The sequence below is a fragment of the Gordonibacter sp. RACS_AR68 genome (assembly GCF_030418485.1).
GTDB lineage: Bacteria > Actinomycetota > Coriobacteriia > Coriobacteriales > Eggerthellaceae > Gordonibacter > Gordonibacter urolithinfaciens.
The window spans coordinates 352,270-371,345 of sequence record NZ_JAIPUP010000004.1; the positions used below are offsets into that span (position 1 = coordinate 352,270).

At 64.2% G+C, this 19,076-nt stretch carries 17 protein-coding genes and 1 pseudogene; 7 read left to right on the forward strand and 11 right to left on the reverse strand.

The annotated features are described in order from the left end of the window. Positions 1-77: 77 nt before the first annotated feature. The 3 genes from K9U15_RS10730 to K9U15_RS10740 all read right to left on the reverse strand — a co-directional run bounded on the left by K9U15_RS10730 (position 78) and on the right by K9U15_RS10740 (position 3,143). Positions 78-1,472, reverse strand: a complete 1,395-nt coding sequence (locus K9U15_RS10730) for a uracil-xanthine permease family protein (RefSeq protein ID WP_096227077.1) — start codon at positions 1,470-1,472, stop codon at positions 78-80. Between the two features lie 290 nt (positions 1,473-1,762). After that, entirely contained in the window at positions 1,763-2,755 is a 993-nt protein-coding gene (locus K9U15_RS10735; protein ID WP_301156078.1) for a hypothetical protein, read from the reverse strand. After that, a complete protein-coding gene (locus K9U15_RS10740; RefSeq protein ID WP_301156079.1) occupies positions 2,742-3,143 on the reverse strand; it encodes a PadR family transcriptional regulator in 402 nt (133 codons plus the stop codon). Before K9U15_RS10740 ends, K9U15_RS10735 begins: the two co-directional genes overlap by 14 nt. A gap of 421 nt (positions 3,144-3,564) precedes the next feature. On the opposite strand from K9U15_RS10740, the gene K9U15_RS10745 reads away from it, so the two are divergent. The 3 genes from K9U15_RS10745 (at position 3,565) to K9U15_RS10755 (ending at position 5,431) form a co-directional block, all read left to right on the forward strand. After that, positions 3,565-3,960, forward strand: coding sequence for a metallopeptidase family protein (locus tag K9U15_RS10745; protein WP_123674212.1), 396 nt, complete (start codon positions 3,565-3,567; stop codon positions 3,958-3,960). Between the two features lie 95 nt (positions 3,961-4,055). Next, entirely contained in the window at positions 4,056-5,039 is a 984-nt protein-coding gene (guaA, locus tag K9U15_RS10750) for a glutamine-hydrolyzing GMP synthase (RefSeq protein ID WP_123674211.1), read from the forward strand. 23 nt (positions 5,040-5,062) lie between these two features. After that, positions 5,063-5,431 carry a 3-hydroxyisobutyrate dehydrogenase gene (locus tag K9U15_RS10755; protein WP_123674210.1) on the forward strand — a complete coding sequence of 123 codons (369 nt, stop codon included), beginning with the start codon at positions 5,063-5,065 and terminating at the stop codon, positions 5,429-5,431. 200 nt (positions 5,432-5,631) lie between these two features. Here K9U15_RS10755 and K9U15_RS10760 read toward each other — a convergent pair whose 3' ends face one another. The 3 genes from K9U15_RS10760 to K9U15_RS10770 form a co-directional block, all read right to left on the reverse strand. Then, complete coding sequence (locus K9U15_RS10760; protein ID WP_224768032.1) at positions 5,632-5,961, reverse strand: SWEET family sugar transporter; 330 nt, start codon at positions 5,959-5,961, stop codon at positions 5,632-5,634. 292 nt (positions 5,962-6,253) lie between these two features. Next, positions 6,254-6,850 (reverse strand): DNA-3-methyladenine glycosylase I, encoded by a 597-nt coding sequence (locus K9U15_RS10765; RefSeq protein ID WP_096227081.1) that lies wholly within the window; start codon positions 6,848-6,850, stop codon positions 6,254-6,256. Positions 6,851-6,858: 8 nt separating this feature from the next. Next, the gene (locus tag K9U15_RS10770) at positions 6,859-7,743 is read right to left on the reverse strand and encodes an aldose 1-epimerase family protein (RefSeq protein WP_301156080.1); all 885 of its coding nucleotides are present in this window, start codon (positions 7,741-7,743) and stop codon (positions 6,859-6,861) included. Between the two features lie 306 nt (positions 7,744-8,049). Here K9U15_RS10770 and K9U15_RS10775 point away from each other — a divergent pair, with 306 nt between their 5' ends. Further along, positions 8,050-9,750 (forward strand): SulP family inorganic anion transporter, encoded by a 1,701-nt coding sequence (locus K9U15_RS10775; RefSeq protein ID WP_301156081.1) that lies wholly within the window; start codon positions 8,050-8,052, stop codon positions 9,748-9,750. Positions 9,751-10,004: 254 nt separating this feature from the next. Further along, a complete protein-coding gene (locus K9U15_RS10780) occupies positions 10,005-12,257 on the forward strand; it encodes a response regulator (RefSeq protein WP_301156082.1) in 2,253 nt (750 codons plus the stop codon). Between the two features lie 91 nt (positions 12,258-12,348). Here the strand turns inward: K9U15_RS10780 and K9U15_RS10785 are convergent, their stop codons facing one another. From K9U15_RS10785 to K9U15_RS14560, 4 genes and pseudogenes are all read right to left on the reverse strand, one after another. After that, positions 12,349-14,304, reverse strand: a complete 1,956-nt coding sequence (locus K9U15_RS10785) for a fructose-1,6-bisphosphatase (protein ID WP_227153706.1) — start codon at positions 14,302-14,304, stop codon at positions 12,349-12,351. Between the two features lie 205 nt (positions 14,305-14,509). Beyond that, complete coding sequence (locus K9U15_RS10790) at positions 14,510-14,839, reverse strand: arsenate reductase family protein (protein ID WP_301156084.1); 330 nt, start codon at positions 14,837-14,839, stop codon at positions 14,510-14,512. Between the two features lie 286 nt (positions 14,840-15,125). Next, positions 15,126-15,833 (reverse strand): hypothetical protein, encoded by a 708-nt coding sequence (locus K9U15_RS10795; protein WP_301156085.1) that lies wholly within the window; start codon positions 15,831-15,833, stop codon positions 15,126-15,128. A gap of 524 nt (positions 15,834-16,357) precedes the next feature. Continuing rightward, a pseudogene (locus K9U15_RS14560) lies at positions 16,358-16,447 on the reverse strand (hypothetical protein); the annotation flags it as partial. Positions 16,448-16,544: 97 nt separating this feature from the next. Between K9U15_RS14560 and K9U15_RS10805 the strand changes: the two are divergent. Together K9U15_RS10805 and K9U15_RS10810 are read left to right on the forward strand one after the other, a co-directional pair. Beyond that, positions 16,545-17,969: a site-specific integrase gene (locus K9U15_RS10805; RefSeq protein ID WP_096227086.1), complete on the forward strand. Its 1,425-nt coding sequence runs from the start codon at positions 16,545-16,547 to the stop codon at positions 17,967-17,969. A gap of 232 nt (positions 17,970-18,201) precedes the next feature. Further along, positions 18,202-18,651, forward strand: coding sequence for an N-acetyltransferase (locus K9U15_RS10810; RefSeq protein ID WP_096227087.1), 450 nt, complete (start codon positions 18,202-18,204; stop codon positions 18,649-18,651). Here the strand turns inward: K9U15_RS10810 and K9U15_RS10815 are convergent. Further along, positions 18,648-18,998 (reverse strand): TIGR04076 family protein, encoded by a 351-nt coding sequence (locus tag K9U15_RS10815; RefSeq protein WP_227114856.1) that lies wholly within the window; start codon positions 18,996-18,998, stop codon positions 18,648-18,650. The two genes, K9U15_RS10810 and K9U15_RS10815, sit on opposite strands and share 4 nt — an antisense overlap. Positions 18,999-19,076: the final 78 nt, after the last annotated feature.

Sequence of the window (19,076 nt, forward strand, 5' to 3'; positions counted from 1 at the left end):
ACGCAAAAGCGCCTCCCCCGCAGCGGGCGGGAGAGGCGCTTCGCGCAAGCGAGACGGCTGCAGCCCTGCCGGCTGCCCTACCCGTTCGCCGGGCGGATATCCTCCAGCGGCATGGGCACGTCCGGCATCTCCTCGGGCTCGCGCGGCGCGCCGACAGCCTCCTCGTGGCCCGGCAGAATCACGTTCATCAGGATACCCACGATCGACCCCACGGCCAGGCCCGACAGCGAGATGGTGATGCCGCCCATCGGCAGCACGATAGCGCCCGCCGCGCTGTAGGCAATGCCCAGCGACAGCACCAGGATCAACGCCGTGATCAGCACGTTGCGGCTCTTCATGAAGTCCACGTGGTTCTCAACCAGGTTGCGGATGCCCACGGCCGATATCATGCCGTACAGCACGAGCGACACGCCGCCCACCACGCACGCCGGCATGGCCGCCACGAGCGCCGCGAACTTCGGCGAGAACGAGAACACGATGGCGAAGAGGGCCGCAATGCGGATCACGCGCGGGTCGAACACCTTCGTCAGCGCCAAAACGCCGGTGTTCTCGCCGTACGTGGTGTTCGCCGGTGCGCCGAACAGCGATGCGATGATGGTGGCCAGGCCGTCGCCCAAGAGCGTGCGGTGCAGCCCCGGCTCGGCGATGTAGTTGCGGTTGCAGGTGGAGCTGATGGCCGACATGTCGCCGATGTGCTCGATCATCGTGGCGAACGCGAGCGGCATGATGGTGATGATGGCCGTGATGGCGAGCCCCGCGTCGAACGTTTCACCGAACAGCGAGAACACCGTGTTGTCCCACGCCACCGGAAGCCCGACCCACGGGGCCGCCGCCACGGTGGAGAAGTCCACCTCGCCCGCAAACGCCGCCACGGCATACGACACGATCACGCCCAGCAGGATGGGGACGATCTTCACCATGCCCTTGCCCCAGATGTTGCACACCACGATGACCGCGATGGCCACCACGGCAATGAGCCAGTTCGACGAGGCGTTCGTGATGGCCGAGGAAGCCAGGATGAGCCCGATGCAGATGACGATAGGCCCCGTGACCACCGGCGGGAAGAACCGCATGACCCGGTCGGGCCCGAACACGCGGAACAGCGCCGACAGCACCAGGTACAGAAGGCCCGCACACGCGACGCCCAGGCACGCGTAGGGCAAAAGGTTCGCCTCGCCGTTCGGCGCGATGGCCGCATAGCCGGCGATGAACGCGAACGAGGAACCTAGGAACGCCGGCACCTTCCCCTTCGCCAGGAAATGGAACAGCAGCGTGCCCAAGCCCGCGAACAGGAGCGTCGCCGACACGGAAAGCCCCGTGAGCGCCGGCACGAGCACCGTGGCCCCGAACATGGCGAACATATGCTGCAGGCCGAACACGCCCATCTTCGGCACCCCGAGCGGGCGCGCGTCATACACCGCGTCCGGGCTGTCCTTGGCTCCCATGGTCGGTACCGGTCGATCCTTGCTCATCGGCAAAACCCCTCTCGTATCGCTCCCCTGCGCGCGGCGCCGCCTCCCGGCCGCGGGCGCGCGCAAACCTTCGATATTATGCTACAAGAAAGGCCCGTCGGATGCGGCAACGGGGGAAAGCGTCCTGCTTTCCCGTCGGAAGGCGCACGCGGCGCGCGGCGTCTGGCCGGCGGCACGACACGCGGAGTTTGGCCGGGCAGTGCGGCGCACGGCGCCCAGCCGGGCAGCAAGCCGCTCCTTTTCCGGCGTCGGGAACCGTCGCGCACGCCCGCCGTCGCGCCTGTCCCCTCTCAGCGGCTCGCCTTCACCGTTTTCACGATGGAGTCGACGGCGTCGATGGCGAGCGCGAGCACGATGAAGCCGCAGAACGCGGTCTGCGCGTTCGACACCGCCCAGAGCACAGGCCCGTTCGGCGCAGCGCCCGACGCCTGCATCGCCTGGAGGATCGCCTGGCTGTCGACCAGCTGGAAATTCGTCAGCCAGAAGACGGCGAGCGCCGCGACCACGAGGTCGCTCGCGAGCGTGACAACCAGCAGGCGCGGTGTGTAGCGGCCCTCCACCAGCTTGAAGCTCTCGGCCCCGATGCACACGACCGTCCAGGCGATGATGACCCATGCCGACGAGCGGATGGCCTCGGTGTTGAAGGGGTCGAACGGCACGCCGTCTCCGCGATGGCTGAGCGCGTTCAGCACGTCGGGGAACAGCAGGAACACGATGGCGCCCACGATGGAAAACACGATCCCAGCCACCGCGTCGCCGCGCGCCGGGTTCTTCGACTCGCGCGGCACGGGCGGCAGATCGTCGAGCGAGCCCATCACCTCCACGTCGACGCCGCGACGCGAGAAGAAGGCGAACAGCAAGGTGACGAACGCGAAGGCGAAGACGAGCGCCGCGATCAGCGAGCCGACCGCTTCGAGCACGCTTCCGAGCACGCCGCCCTCCGCGCCCGTCGCCAGCGACAGCGCGCCGGCCACGAGCATGCCGCCGGCCACGCAGGCCAGCACGATCTTCAGCACGTAGAGGTACTGCGCGTAGTACGGCTGGCCGATGAGGCACGCGTCCTCGTCGGCGGTGTACTTGCGCACCACCTCGCCGGGGGTTCCCAGCTCGGTGAGCACGACGCGCACGTCCTTCGCCGTGGGCGGCAGGTTCCCGCAGCGCTCGTCGAGCATGTCGGAGATGAGCGTGCGCAGCTCCTCGGCCACGTCGGCGCGCTGCTTGGCGGGCAGCCGCCGCGTGATGGCGTACAGGTAGCGCTCGATCAGGTCGTTATCGTTCGGCATCCTTGACATCCTTTCCTTGTTCGCGCATATCAGCACCCGGAGCATCTGCGTCCTCGCCCGCGCGCAGCAAGGCATTCACGCCGCTGCACAGCGCATGCCACTGGGCCTCCACGTCATGCAGCACGCGCAGGCCTTCGTCAGTGGTTCGGTAGTACTTGCGCGGCTTCGAGCCGCCGTTGTCCCATTCGCTTTGCAGCAGCCCCTGCGACTCGAGCCGCCGCATGAGCGGGTACAGCGTGTTCGCCTCGATGGGAATGCCGTGGTCGGCCAGCGATTTCACCAGCGCATAGCCGTAGGCCGGCTCACGCAGCTGGCCAAGCACCAACATGACCAGCGTGCCGCGGCGCAGCTCCAGCACCATGCTCGACACCACGTCGTCGTGCCCCATGCCCCCTCCTCTCGCTTACTGTGTGTTGCACACTATAACATATATTGCACAGTAGTGTGTGGCGCACAGTAAAAGGAACTGCAGCCGAGGGATCACTGACGCCACGGGCGCCTGCGAGCAGCTTAGGGGCGCCTGTCGCGTTTTATCGGCCCAACTGCCAAAAACGAGCCGGTTTGGCAATCACGATGGGTTTTCAGGCCCTTTGCGCGCAATCGCGAAGATGGCCCTCGCGATCACAGGTCATGGTTTCTCCAGATCGCAGCCCCGCATCGCTTCCCAGCCTGCCAATCGGCGCTCTCGGCCGATTGCCAAAACGGCTCGTTTTTGACAGTTAAGGCCGTTTTGCCGTACAGACCGCATGCCCACGCCTTCGGCTATACTCGAGGCGATGGAATTCGCGAACAAGCGACAGGAGGCAGCCATGCCCCGCATGACGGACGAGGAGTTCGAGGCCGCGGTCGAAGAGGCCCTGGAGAGCATTCCCGAGCGGTTCCTCGAGGCGCTGGAGAACGTGGCGGTGGTGGTGGAGGACGAGCCCGACGACTACCATTTCGATATCCTTGACGAGCCCGAATGCCGGGGCGCGTCGATACGCGGCGACGAGCTGCTGGGCCTGTACGACGGCGTGTCCCTCCCCGACCGCGCCGACGGCTACGACGGCGACCTGCCCGACGTGATCACCGTGTTCAAGGGACCGCATGAGCGCTGCTTCGGCTCGCGCGCGGAACTGGTGGCGGAGATCGGCAAGACGGTGGTGCACGAGATAGGCCACTACTTCGGCATCGACGACGCGCGCCTGCGCGAGATGGGCTATTAGGCGTTTCCGGAAAAGAACGCGCGACCTGCATGGACGCGCGCGCCGTTTCACGTATAATCTCCCCAGAACATCACCGAGAACGAGGAGGATACCGCATGGATCCCAACAAGCGCCCCGAGGACATGGAGCGAATCACCACGCCTGAGCTGGCGAACGCGTTCATCGACGAGCAAGTGGAGGCCATCCGCGCCCAGATCGGCGACCGGAAGGTGCTGCTGGCGCTGTCCGGCGGCGTGGACTCGTCCGTGGTGGCGGCGCTGCTGATCAAGGCCATCGGCAAGCAGCTCATCTGCGTGCACGTGAACCACGGCCTCATGCGCAAGGGCGAGAGCGAGCAGGTGGTGGACGTGTTCCAGAACCAGCTCGACGCGAACCTCGTGTACGTCGACGCCACGGACCGCTTCCTCGACCTGCTCGAGGGCGTGGCAGAGCCCGAGGCGAAGCGCAAGATCATCGGCGCCGAGTTCATCCGCGTGTTCGAGGAGGAGGCCCGCAAGGTGGGCGACGAGGTGAGCTTCCTCGCGCAGGGCACCATCTACCCCGACATCCTGGAGTCCGACGGCGTGAAGGCGCACCACAACGTGGGCGGCCTGCCCGACGATCTGCAGTTCGAGCTGTGCGAGCCCGTGAAGCTGCTGTACAAAGACGAGGTGCGCGTCATCGGCCGCGAGCTGGGGCTCCCCGAGGGCATGGTCGAGCGCCAGCCGTTCCCGGGCCCGGGCCTAGGCGTGCGCTGCCTCGGCGCCATCACGCGCGACCGCCTCGAGGCGCTGCGCGAGGCCGACGCCATCCTGCGCGACGAGTTTGCCGCGGCCGGCCTCGAGGGCAAGGTGTGGCAGTACTTCGTGAGTGTCCCCGACTTCCGCGCCACCGGCGTCCGCGACGGCGTGCGCGCCTTCGAGTGGCCCGCCATCATCCGTGCGGTCAACACCGTCGACGCCATGACCGCCGAGGTTCCCGAGCTCGATTGGTCGCTGCTCAAGAAGATCACCGCGAGGATCCTCGCCGAAGTCCCCGGCATCTGCCGCGTGGTCTACGACCTCACGCCGAAGCCGATCGGGACGATTGAGTGGGAATAGAAGAATCGCTGAAAGGAGTTGTCATGAACAAGGAGACGTTCGATTACGTGGCCGAGCGCGTGGACGCGCTCGCGGATTCCGAATTCAGCACGCAGGTGACTAAGGATGCTGCACAGGCATGGAGGGATGCGGTAGCAGCCGATTCGAGCGACGCTGCTATCGACACGGCAACGAACGACCTGCTCGACGTCCTCGAAGGGCGTCCGACGACGATCGACGGCGTGATAGCCTTCCTGCAAGGGCCGGCAATCGAGATGCTTGGCGAAGACGCGGCTGCAAGCGCGCTTGCAGCCCAACAGCAACGCAAGGAGGCGAGTGCGAAGTACTGCGATTGCGAGGCATGCTCCGCAGCCACGGAGATCCTCGCGAAGTTCGACCGCATAGAGCTCTGATAGCGAGATATCGGAGCCTCCCACCGAGTCCGATAAACGATCACGAGCCATCGATGCGAAAAACGGGGGCTGCGTACCTTGCGACGCGCAGCCCCCGCTGTACAGGCTTGCTATACCCGCTTTCGAACTACGCAACTCCCGCTGTCGCTCGCCATCCGTGCGAGCAGCTTCCTGCGCACGGGAGAGCATCCGGAGCGGCATTAGAAGACGGCGGTCAAGAACGCGGCGGCCGCGAGAAAGATTCCCGGCACGTTGGCCACCACGATCGGCCAGTCCCGCTCCTTCTTGAAGAGGCCGTAGATGGTCCAGAACAGGCAGTTGAAGAACGCTGCCAGGGGCTGCACAGGATTGCCGGGGTGCCCGGCCAGGTTGTCCATGATCTGCGGAATGTAGGAGACGTACATACACACCGACAGCACCGAGGCTATGCGCCCCACTATAGCGATGGGCCTCGCATGGCGCTTGTCGCCTCCCTGGTGCACCGATGCCTTCTGCACCATGCGTCTATGCGTACCGGCCTTCACGTTCATCGAGCACCCTCGTGTTCGCGGATGGGAATCTCTGCAACTCGATGATAGATCGAGGCATTCGAGGCCCCCGCGGGCGCGATGAACCGTGACGCAAAGGCGAGCAGGGGGTAAGCGCGCCGTTTACCGCGCTAAAAGCCGCAGAGCCAGTCCGCTGCCCTTGCGGCATCTACCGAAACGCCATCCGACAAGCCAACGTTGCGCTTTTGCCAGACCGCAAAGTGCGCGTTCACGCGCGACGCCGAAGGGAGCTACGGGTCGGCGACGGTCGACCTTGCCGCCCCTCGACATAGGTTCAGCTGATCCCCCCATCGGAAGACTTTCCTACCATCTCCCTCCGCACGAAGCAATCCGCCACGTGGTCGTTCACCATGCCGATGGACTGCATATAGGCATACACGATGGTGGAGCCGACGAATTTGAAGCCGCGCTTCTTGAGGTCCTTGCTGATACGGTCGGACAGCGGCGTGGTGGCCGGCACATCCGCTTGGGTCTTCCAATGGTTCACGATAGGCTCGCCGTCCACGTACCCCCAGATGAACGCGTCGAAGCTGCCGAACTCTCGAGCCACATCCAAGAACAGCCCCGCATTGGCCACGGCCGCCTCGATCTTGCGGCGGTTGCGAACGATCCCTGCGTTCGCCATGAGCTCCTCGACCTTCGCCTCGTCGTAGCGCGCCACTTTGGCGGGATCGAAGCCGTCGAAGGCCTCGCGGTACGCCTCCCGCTTCTTGAGGATCGTAAGCCACGACAGGCCCGCCTGCGCGCCCTCCAGAACCAGCAGCTCGAACAGCTCGCGGTCGTCATGGGTGGGTCTTCCCCACTCGTTGTCATGGTAGTCAACGTAGATCGGCGTGTCGCCCGCCCACGAGCACCTAGTCCGCTCCTCCACTGAGCCTCCTAGCGAAACGTCATCCGGTACGCAAGCGTCGCACGCTCGCCCGGCGCGAGCACGCGCACGCCGGGCCTCTCGGCCAGCTCGCGCGGGGAGAAATGCGCATCGGGCAGCGCCGACCAGGGCTCGAGGCACAGGTAGCGGGCATCGGCCTGACCCGCCTTCGTCCATATGCCCAGGTAGGGGAAGTCCGGGAACTCCACCTCCACCTCATGCGGATTCGCGGCGCTGGCGAGCACGACCCTGCCGCCGGGCACGTTCTCCAGCACGACGGTGTCGATGCCCAGCTGCTCGGGGGTCTTCGTCAGGCGCCCGTCCTCGAGCGGCACCTCGATCTTCGGCAGTGCGAGGATACCCTCCTCGTCCATGTCGAACATCCCGAGCGCGTCGGCCCCCTCGAAACGCACGTAGTAGTCGGCCATGCGCTCGCCCGGCAGCAGGCGCGTCTCGTACGCCTCGTGGCCGCCCAGCTCGAACGGCATCGGAACCTCGCCCGCGTTCTCCACGGTGTGCGTCTTCACGATGGTTGCACCCTCGAGCGAGAAATCCACGCGCAGGAGGAAGTCGAAGGGAAAGACCGCCCGCGTCCCCTCGTCGGAGGTTGTCTCGAAGCGCGCATGCGTGCCCGACACCTGCTCGGCCGCGAACGCGCGGTCGCGGCAGAATCCGTGCATGGGAGCGTCCACGCGCTCGCCGCCGTTCGCGTACCAGCCGTCGCGCAAGCGCCCGATCAGCGGGAACAGGAGCGGCGCCCGACGGCCCCATACCGCAGGGTCGCCCGACCACATCCGCTCGATCCCCTCGCACACGACGCTCTGCAGCTCTGCGCCCTTGCTCGATATGCGCACCGCAAGCGCATCGTTCTCCAAGACCATAGCCGTCGCTTCCATCGCAGGCCGCCTTTCGCTTCGATTGCGTGTCCAGAACATGCTAGCGCATACGCACGCATCCTGCAGATCCGTCGGCACATTGAAGTCTGCGGATCCTGCAACCGCCCCTGGTATCCACCTCTTCACCGAAGTCCCTATTTCTGCTCATTTTGCAACCTACCCGTTATCTGACGGTATAATGGACGCGAAAAGACCGAACACCGCACCCAACCGCATAGAATTCGCTCGCGCTCCGTCCGGGCCTCCAACCTGGACGGAGCGCTTTTTCGCGCGCGCCGGACGGACCGACACCAAGAAGAGCAGGGCATGCAACGCGACAAGATCAAACCGATACTTTTCAGCATCATCAAGCACTCCAGCAAAGAAGAGCTCAAGCGGCAGCTGCCCAAGGACGTTCTCTCGGGCGTCATGGTGGCCGTGGTGGCGCTGCCCCTCTCCATCGCGCTCGCCATCGCCTCGGGCGTGAACCCCGAACAGGGGCTCTACACGGCCATCGTCGCCGGGTTCCTCATCGCCTTCCTCGGCGGCAGCCGCGTGCAGATCTCGGGGCCCACGGCGGCGTTCGCCACCATCGTGGCGGGCATCGTGGCAACCGATGGCATCGACGGCCTGGCCGCGGCCACCGTCATCGCCGGCGTGCTGCTCGTGCTGATGGGCTTCTTCAAGCTGGGATCCCTCATCCGCTTCGTCCCCTACACCATCACCACGGGCTTCACGGCGGGCATCGCCGTGACCCTTGTCATCGGGCAGGTCAAGGACTTCGCCGGCCTGGCATTCCCCACCGGCACCCCCACCGTCGAGACCATGGACAAGCTGCAAGCCGTCGCCCAGAATATCGGCACGGCGAACTGGCAGGCCCTCGCCGTGGGCGCGGTGTGCCTTGCCATCCTCTTCCTCTGGCCCAAGGTGAGCGAGAGGATCCCCGGATCCCTGGTGGCGCTCATCGTGGGAATCGGCATGGTAAGCTGCCTTGGGATGCAGGCGAGCACCATCGGCGACCTGTACACCATCGGCAGCAGCCTGCCCACGCTCCACGTTCCCCAGCTAAGCGTGGAGCTGCTAAGCGACCAGCTGCCGAACGGCATCACCATCGCCATCCTGGCGGCCATCGAGTCGCTCCTGTCCTGCGTCGTGGCCGACAGCATGATCAGCTCGCACCACCGCAGCAACATGGAGCTGGTGGCGCAGGGCGTGGGCAACATCGGCTCGGCGCTTTTCGGCGGCATCCCGGCCACCGGCGCCATCGCGCGCACCGCGGCAAACGTCAAGAACGGCGGGCGCACGCCCGTTGCCGGCATGACCCACGCGCTGGTGCTGCTCGTGGTCCTGGTGTTCTTCATGCCCTACGCCGCCCTCATCCCCATGCCCACCATCGCGGCCATCCTGCTGCACGTGGCCTACAACATGTCCGGCTGGCGCAACTTCGTGCACCTATGCAAAACGGCCTCGCGCGGCGCCGTTGCCACGCTGCTGCTCACCTTCGGGCTGACCATCGTGTTCGACCTGGTGGTGGCCATAGGCGTGGGCATGCTGATCACGGTCGTCCTGTTCATGAAGACGGTGAGCGAGGAGACCGAGGTGCGCGGCTGGAAATATTACTGCGACGAGGACTCCGAGGTCACGCACCTGCGCGAGCTGCCCGCAAGCGTGCGCGTGTACGAGATCAACGGCCCCATGTTCTTCGGCATGTCGGACCGCATCTCCGACATCTCGGTGAAGGAGTTCACGAAGTACCTGATCATTCGCATGCGCGGCGTGCCTTCGCTCGACTCGACGGGCATGAACGCGCTCGAGAACCTCTACGAGCACTGTCGCGAGAACGGCGTCAGCCTCATCTTCTCGCACGCGAACGAGCAGCCGATGAAGACCATGCGCCGCGCAGGCTTCGTGGGCCTTGTGGGCGAGGATCACTTCCGCAGCAACATCGACGACGCCATAGCGTACGCGCGCCAGCTGCTCGACGAGGAAGGGAGGGCAAAAGGAAAAGCCAGGGCCTCGCTGCCGTAGCTTCTCCCCTAACGCGCATCCAGATTTCGGCAATTCCAGATGACGAGGCGGGCCGCCATCAAGAGGAGCGGACTCGCTGGCAAGATCGCCAACGGGCAGCATCAAGGCGAACGAAATCCTCATCGAAACCTTCGAGGGGACGATGCGCGTGCTACCATGTATTCATAATCTAGCCAATCATGATAACGTGATCGATCTCAAACGCGGAAGCGCGTGCCTCCGCACCTGAACGCGCGCGTAGAGGGGACAATGCTATGAAGCAGAACGCGAACGCATCGGTCTGGCTGCCGAGGGCAATCGCCGTTATCCTAGCCGCTCTGATGACGCTGTTCTTCGCGATCACCATAAACAACACGATGACCCTCGGCGCCGAAACGGACCGGACAAAGAACGGCCCCTACCCCGTGTCCGTGGCAGCAGGGCGCGTGGAAACGCTGCTCGTGCAGTGCCGGACCCTTGCAGACCGGCCGCTGTTCACGCGCACGGACAGCGCCATCAACGACATCGAGCGCTCCTACGCCGTAGCTGACGCCGATTTGCGCGAGAAGCTGTCCTTTATGGCAACGGCACACGAGTCCGACCCCGAAGCCGCCCGCAAGCTTGAGCAGGGCTATGAATCGCTCGACGTCGCGCAACGGGAATACGTCGCCTTGTGCCGCAACGCCGATGTAACTGACGAGGAGATCGAGGCCTATGTGGACGGGATCATCGACCCCGCCGTCGAAGAGCTTCTGCGCATAGACGCCGGCATCTTGGACGAGTCGACCGAGTCGGTGGAGCAGCTCTATAGCATCGTGAAAGAAAGGGGGCGGCAGACGGTAGGCTGGGCGGTGGTGCTCATGGCAGGAGTAACCGTGTCGCTGGCGGTGTACCTCACGCTCATGTACCGCAACCGCATGCGGGAAGGCCGCCTCAAGGCCGACCTGCAGGAGGCGCTCGCCCTCGCGCAGTCCGCCAGCGCGGCGAAATCGCAGTTCCTCTCCAACATGTCCCACGACATCCGCACCCCTATGAACGCCATCGTCGGACTCACCGCCATCGCCAAAACCCACCTGCACGAACCTGACCGCATAGCCGCCTGCCTCGACCGCATCCAGTCCTCCTCACGGCACCTTCTGAGCCCGATAAACGACGTGCTCGATATGGGCAAGATCGAAAGCGGCAAGATCGTGCTGAACGAGGACCGCTTCAGCTTTCCCGAATTCGTCAACGGCGTTATCGCCAGCGTCCAGCCCCAGGCCCGCGCGAAGAACCTGTCGCTCGACATCACCGTGGGCACCATCCAGCAGGAAACCGTGATCGGCGACTCCATGAGGATGAACCAGGCGCTCATCAACCTTGTCAGCAACGCCTTGAAATACACGCCCGACGGCGGATCGGTGCGCCTTTCCCTAAGCGAGGGGCCGTCCCGCCGCCCCGGCTGTCGTGACTACCGCTTCGTGGTGCAGGACACGGGCCTGGGCATGTCACCGGAGTTCATCGAGCGCCTGTTCGACCCCTTCGAGCGGGAGGAAAGCGACATGACGGAGCGGATCGAGGGCACCGGCCTGGGCATGGCCATCACGAAGAACGTCGTGGATATGATGGGCGGCTCCATCGAGGTGGAGAGCGCTTTGGGCAAGGGATCGACCTTCACCATGACGGTCCCCCTCGCCCCGATCGACGAGGAGGAGGACTTCTCGCTCGCAGGGCTGGAGTCTGCACGCGTCCTCCTGGTAGACGACGACCGGGATGTGGTCGAAGGAACGCTGCTCATCCTAGACGAGCTCGGCCTTTGCGGCGACGCAGCCTCTTCGGGCCTCGACGCCGTGCCGCTGGTTGCACGTGCCCATCGCGAGGGGAGGGACTACCGCTTCATCATCGTCGACTGGGTCATGCCGGGCATGGACGGCATCGAGACCATCCGGCGCATCCGCTCGGAAGTGGGAGACTCCACGCCCATCGTATTGCTGACAGCCTACGATTGGCACGAGATAGAAGATGACGCACGCGCCGCAGGCGTGTCGGCTTTTGTATCGAAACCCCTGTTCAAATCGCGCTTACATCGCGTTCTGAAGCATTTCTCCCACCCGGACGACCCGGCCGAGGACGCCTGCGAGCCAGCCGAGGCGCATGTTGAGGGACGCGTGCTGCTCGTAGAGGACAACCAGCTGAACCTCGAGATAGCCTCGGAGCTTATTCGGCGCATCGGCGCCGAAGTCCACCAGGCGAGCGACGGGCAGAAGGCCGTAGATGCCATGGCGAACGCTCCCGAAGGGTATTACGACCTCGTGTTCATGGACGTGCAGATGCCCGTCATGGGCGGCATCGAGGCAACCCGCGCCATACGCGAGCAGGAGCGCGAGGTCGGGCGAAAGCCCGTTCCCATCGTGGCCATGACGGCCAACGCCTTCAACGAGGACCGAGAGCGTGCCCTCGCAGCCGGCATGAACGGCTTCATGACCAAGCCCATCGACACGGCGAAGCTCAGGAGGATCCTCGAGGAATACCTGACAAATCCCCTATAGGCAGACGCAGGGCGACGAGGAACGGAGTCAGGGAGGGGGAGGTGCGCGACGGCGCCAATACGCACCACGCCCCCTGCTGCGCGCCGCTCCCCTACATGGCGCCTTCTGCGATCTCGCCGGTGCGATACGCCTCCAGCAAGCGTTCAAGCTCCGCGATCTGTCGTTTGAGCTCGGCTCCGTTGTCGGTGTCGGCCACGAGCGTGCGCTTGTCCGGCTGCTCCACCACGCTGCGCGACGAGTGGATGTCCAGCTCGTTCACCACGGCGGCGCGCGCCGACGAGAGCGGCTCATGGGCGGCCAGCACGAAGCCGTACGAGTTCGAGATGAGCGTGTAGCCGGCGATGCCCGTGGTGGGCTGGTAGGCTTTCGAGAAGCCGCCGTCGATGGTGAGCACCTTGCCCCCGCACTTCACCGGATCCTCGCCGTCCTTCACCTTCACGGGAATATGGCCGCACACGATGCGCGAGGTCTCGGGGTCCATCCCGAAGTCCTCGAAGACGCCGGCCATCACGCGCTCGTCGTCAAGGTAGGTGTAGAACGGGTTCTTGACCTCCTTGCGTGCCTCCTTCTCGGCTATGAGGTACAGCTCGAACGTGGCCATCTTGCTCTTCGCGAACAGGGGCGACCCCTCGCCCAGCCACATATACCACAGCAGGTCGCGGCCGCGCTTGCGCATCTCGGGGTCGGGGTCGTAGAACGCCGCGCGCACGTAGCGCTCCATGACGTCGTAGAGCGCGCGCCCCTTGTACTTCTGGCCGAACACGTCCGTCTCCCTAAGCGAGCCGTCGGCGTTCAGCGGCACGCAGGCGTGGAACAGCAGGCTGCCGTTGTACACCTTGTAGAGGCTGCCGACCTCCAGGAAGAAACGCATGTGGCGCTGCAGCTTCTCGCAGCCCGTGAACGCCTGCTCCAAGCGCTGCATGACCTCTTCCTCCTCGGGCGTGAGGCGGTAGGGATCGCCCGGGTTCACCGTGGGGAACACCGTGTCGGTGAGCGCGTACTCCACGCCGTCCAGCATGACCGTGCCACGCTCGTGGTCGATCTTGTCCAAGAGCTTGCGGTCTGCAAGGCCGAATCCGGGATTCTCGTCGATGAGCTGCGCCTCCACCTTGAACTGGATGATGGCCATGGCCTTCTGGATCTTCACGTTCATCTCCAGCTCCTGCGGCGGCAAGTCCGGGTTGCCCTTGAGGCCGAACGCGACGCACGGGTCGTCGGCGTATGCGCTCGTCGCGAACGCCGCGAGCGGCAGGATGTTGATGCCGTAGGCGTCCTCCAGTATGGACAGGTTGCCGTAGCGCGCGCAGTTGCGCACCACGTGCGCGATGCAGCCGCGCTGGCCGAGCGCGGCGCCCATCCACACGATGTCGTGGTTGCCCCATTGGATGTCGAGCGAGTGGTAGCCCATGAGCGTGTCCATGATGACGTCGGGGTACGGCCCGCGATCGTAGATGTCGCCGATGATATGCAGGTGATCGATGGCCAAGCGCTGGATGAGCAGGCAGAGGGCCTCGATGAGCGCGCCCACGCGGTCGGTGCGGATGACGGCGTCGATGATGGCCGCGTAGTAGGCCTTCTTGTCGGCACCCTGGCTGTTCTCGGTCATCAGCTCCTCGATGATGTACGCGAAATCGCGCGGCAGCGCCTTGCGCACGCGGGAGCGCGTGTACTTCTGAGCGGCGCGCTTGCACACGGCCACGAGGCGCGGCAGCACGGTCTCGTACCATGCCTGCGGGTCGTCCACTTGGGACAGCACCAGCTCCATCTTCTCGCGTGGGTAGTAGATGAGCGTGGCCAGCGAGCGCTTCTCGGCCGCGCTCAGCGTGTCGCCGAACACGTCGTCGATCTTGAGCCTGATGGAGCCCGAGCCGTTGCGCAGGATATGCGAGAACGCCTCGTACTCGCCGTGGATGTCCGAGGCGAAGAACTCGGTGCCCTTAGGCAGGTTCAAAATGGCGCTCAGGTTGATGATCTCCGCCGAAGCCTTGGCGGCGGTAGGGAACGACCGCGAGAGAAGTTCCAGGTACCGCTTTTCCATCGCATCCATGTAGGGCCTCCTTGTGGGTGTTGCCGCGCTTGCACGGCCCTATGGTACCCGCATCAGGCCCACACCGGGCGAAGCGACACCGAAACGGCGCGATTATTCGACGGAAGCGCTGAAGTCCGACTCCCGGACGACACCCGGACAACGTAACGAAGATCACGCGAGCGACGCGCACGAAGTGTCGCCGCCATACTACTGCTCCGGCGGGCTACTCCCACCCTTTCCACACGTCGGGCGCGTAGCCCACCGTGGCCTGCTTGCCGTTGCGCACCACGGGCTCGGCCAGCACGTGCTGGTTCTCCAGCAGCTTGTCGAACTTCTGGTCGGGCGAGAGGTATGCGAGCAGCGCCACCGTGTCCTGGTCCTTCGCCTTGGGGTCGACGAGCGCATCGATACCGCCCACCGCCCGACGCACCGACTCCAGCTCGCCCTTGCTCATCCCCTTCTCCGCCAGGTCGATGAACTGGAACTTCACCCGCCGCTCCTTGAAGTAGCGCTGCGCCTTCTTAGTGTCGAAGCTCTTCTTGGTGCCGAACACCTGGGTTAATTGAATTTTGTAAAGCAATGAATTGTGTGATGAACAGGTATTTTGCGTTTAGTTATTCGACTTCGTGGAAAGAGGCAGTTTCGTTTTTGCGTTTACTATTTCCAAAGTCGTTTTTTTGCTTTCGATTGTGAAGACTCTTTCGAATATAGACATACCTGTTTAGACCCCCTGTTATAAAATCGTAAGACTTAATGCAACGATTATTCCGCAGGACGGCGCAGATGTTCCTATTCGGTTGTCCCCCCGCTCGGGCGGCTTGGCAGTTGCTTTCCTTGTCCTATCGGGCCAGTATGTCCTTGATCAGATAAGGCCTCATGACCACTTCGTCGGGTTCGAGGAGCGCGTAGCTGAGACCGTCCACCAGCTCACCCAGCCCTGCCTTCCTGGCATTGGAGATGGGAGACGTGTAGTTGAGCCGTGGCCTCAGGTACGAGTTGAGGTGCGAGCCCAGCACGGCCATGTCCGTCTTCTCGAACTTCCTGAGCGAGGTCCCCTTCGGGATGATACGCCTCAGCTCGGCATGGTTTCGCTCGCAGAAGCCTTTCTGATCGGAGCGTTGCGGATCGCAGTAGTAGACGCTGCAGCGCTTCACGCCGTTCTTCCCGTATTCGATCTTCTGATGGTCTTTGAACTCGCTCCCGCGATCCGTGAGGATGACCTCGAAGAGCTCGGCGAACGAGTCCCCCAGCAGCGATTGAATCTGGTCGATCGCCAGTTTCACATGGATCTGGTCTTTGCGCTCCAGGTACATCAGCACCTGGAACTCCAGCAAGGGGAACGTGAGCGTCAATATCGCCGGCACCTCTCCCTGCCTCCCCTCGACGCAGTCCATCTGCACCGCCTTGGCGCGCTTCTCCTCCGGCAGGGCGAGGAAGTCCTCGTACAGATGTCCTTCCATGCTGGGCGCTTCTTCCTTCGGCCCGTCCTTCTTCTTGCGGGGCTTGTAGCGGTTGCGTTTAGGAAGGTGGAAGTTGATGACGTCCACGATCCCGGCCTCGACGTAGTTGCGATAGGTGCGGGGGGGGTTATCGAAAGCTCCTGGGCATGGGAGGCCCAGACGTGCTCGGGGCTCTGTCCCTGGTGGACCAGGGGGGTCACAATGAAGTTGATGCGCTCCAGCTCCTCCTCAGTGCAGTCGATTCCCGCCCGCGATTCGGACCTCCGCTTCTTGGCAAGCTCGTTTGCCATGTAAGGATCGTAGAACATGTAGGGGTGATCGCACCCGTGCCCGTAGCGGTTGGCGCATTCGTTGCAGCAGTACGGCGGCTTTTCCAGCATCGGGCACGGGTCCGCCAGGAAGTCGGAGCACAGCTCGTTGCATTTGCCACCCTGGCAGTTCCTGCAGAACATCATGCAGCCGTTATCGCATAGCCCGGCCTTTTTGCACAGGCGGGCGCGAAGGCAGATGTTCCTGGCCTGCGCCACGAGGTACCTCGAGGACTCCGGAACGCGGTTCCGCTTGATTTCCCTGATCACGCTGGAGGGGGAAGCGCCGATCTCCCTCGCGATCTTCGACATCGAGTCCTTTCTCGCAATCCCCCGTTCGATATGCAGCCTGTCGTCGATGCCGATCTGAGCGTTTCTTCCTGTGTCGGGCATGCTCGATCACCCCCTTCCGAGCCCGAGCGGTTACGCAGATGCTACACTACGGATGAACTGCGGGCAACGGGAGTAGCGAGGAAGGGGGCATGCGGCGATGGCGGACAGCCTGGAGGATCCGGAGGCCCTCGTCATGCGCTTCCGCAAGGACAGCGGCTTGACGAGCGCCGTATCGTACGCCTACGCCAACAACGCGCTGAGGTTCGTGCGCGACCTCGAGGCGAAGGGGATCGGGCTGGACGACGTCACGCCGGATTTGCTCGAGTCCTTTCTCAAGAGGCTGGCGAGGAGTAGCGGGCAGCACTCCTGCGAGAACGTCCGCTCGGCGGTCAGATCCTTCTTCAGGTGGTTAGAGTCCGAGGGAATCCTCGCCGATGCCGCGGGAAGGGTCGGGCGGCGCGGCGGCCACGGGCCGAACACCCGCCGCTCGATGAAGTCCGCCAAAGGAGATGCGCCGCGAGGCGAGCGAAGGGGCCGCTTCGGGTCAATCGACCTCCAGATCATGGAGTCCTTCGAGATGGAGCGCAGGTCGCAAGGCTACAATCCGAGGCCCTACCTTAACGCCGTGAGGATCTTCTCCCGGTACCTGCAAGATACGGGCGTCTCCTTCGACAAGGTGAGCCCCGCTACCCTTAAACGCTTCATGGCATGGGCGGAAGAGGCTTATTCGGCGAACTCCATATCCACCATAGCGGGAGGGGTCAAATGCTTCTATCGCTGGCTTGAGGCCAAAGGGTACTGCGACGATGCCGCCCGCAATCTGACCGCGCCTGCAGCCAAGAGGAACTCGACCCCTCGCGCCCCGCTCGGCGTCGACGACGCGCGGCGGGTCATCGACGCCGCGGGGGACCAGCCGGGCGAGGAGGTCTCGCTTAGAGACTCCATGGTCGTCAAGCTCATGCTGCTCGGGACCTTGCGCCAATGCGAGCTGTACCGAGCCGACGTGGGAGACGTGTCCTACGTCCGCGACTTCGCATTGATCAGGCTTCGAGGTTCGGCCAGCCGGCCCGGAACCGTCGCCTACCTGCCCCCTACGGCGGCCTCGGCGGTCGCCCGCTACACGGCTTTCAGGAAAGCGGGCCCGGAAGACCCTCTCGTGGCCGCATGCTCGAACTCGCATCGCGGCACCAGGCTCACCGACGTGTCGATATCGGTGATAATCAACGGCGCCTTCAGGCGAGCGGGGATAGAGGGGAGGCCCTCGGAGTACAACCTCTCGCAGACGGCGATCGACATCGCCATGGCCGAGGGCTACGGCAGGGCCGCCACGCTGCAGCTGGCGAGGCCGGGGAGCTTCTTCTCCCTCCTTCGTCTCGAACAGGGGCACTCCAAGGCCTCCGAGCCTATCCAGGACCAGATAGAGCGGATGCTCGCCGTGCTGGACGGCGGGAGGAGCGTCCTCGCGAGCGCCGGCGAGATCCGGGCCATGCTGGACGGCGTCCCCGACGAGGGAGAGGTCGTCGTCTCGATAGGCGACGGCGGCGGGCTCTCGATCGAGCGTGTCAGGCCCGCCGGCTCCTGACCCAGGCCCTCGTCTTTCGACCGCGGCATGGCTCGCCTTGCGGTCGCTTTCCCGCCTTGCCGTTCGCGATGCCCTACGTTGAAAGACTTATTGCAACGGCTTTGCAATTCTGATTTCAATTGAGCTGCCGAACACCTGGATGTTCATCGCCTTCGCCTTCCCGCTCGACCGCGCTTATACTGTTTCTCGAAACACTCCACCTAAGATTTTAAGTCACGAAGGGAAGCCGCGCATGGAACTCGTCGAAATCCCCGAAGCCGACAAAGAGAGGCACCTCGACCTGCTGCTCATCGCCGACGAGTCGGCGGACATGATCGAGCGGTACCTGCACCGCGGCGATCTGCTGGCCCTCATCGAGGACGATGAGGCGCGGGCGCTCTGCGTGGTGACGCAGGAAGAGCCCGACGTGTTCGAGATCAAGAACATCGTCACCGTGCCCGAGCACCGGCGCAAGGGCTACGGGCGGCGGCTCATCGCGCTTGTCGCCGAGCGTTACCGGAACCGAGGGGGCTGGCTCCTCGTCGGCACGGGCGACGTGCCCGGCATCCTGCGCTTCTACGAGCGGTGCGGGTTCGAGCGCTCGCATGTCGTGGAGAACTTCTTCGTCGACAACTACGACCATCCCATGTACGAGGACGGCCACAAGCTCATGGACATGGTGTATTTGAGGATGCGCCTCTAGCGCACCGGATCGTAGTTCAACTCGGCGGGAATGTCGGTGGCCTCGAGCTTCATGATGACGGGGCGCAGGCCGTCGTTGCAGCTGACGATGGCGCATCCGGGCACGCGCATCCAGTCGTCGAAGTAGAACGTGAAGTCGCCGCCGCCATGGGCAAGCGCGAACACGTACTGGTAGACGGCCTTCCACGCCTCGTCGCAGAAGTCCTTGGGCTTGGCGTAGTCGGCGAGGAAGACCTGCCCGGCCTTCATCATGGGGCACGGCGCGAGCCCCTCGGCGCCGTACTCGGCAGCCAGCTCCTCGTCGAACGTGGCCTTCAAAACGGTGATCCTCACCTTGGTCATGGACATGGCGCATCCTTTCGCGAACATCGTCCTTTCTTTGCCGCCTCTCGTTATACTGTATGGGACGACCGCAAAGGAAGTACG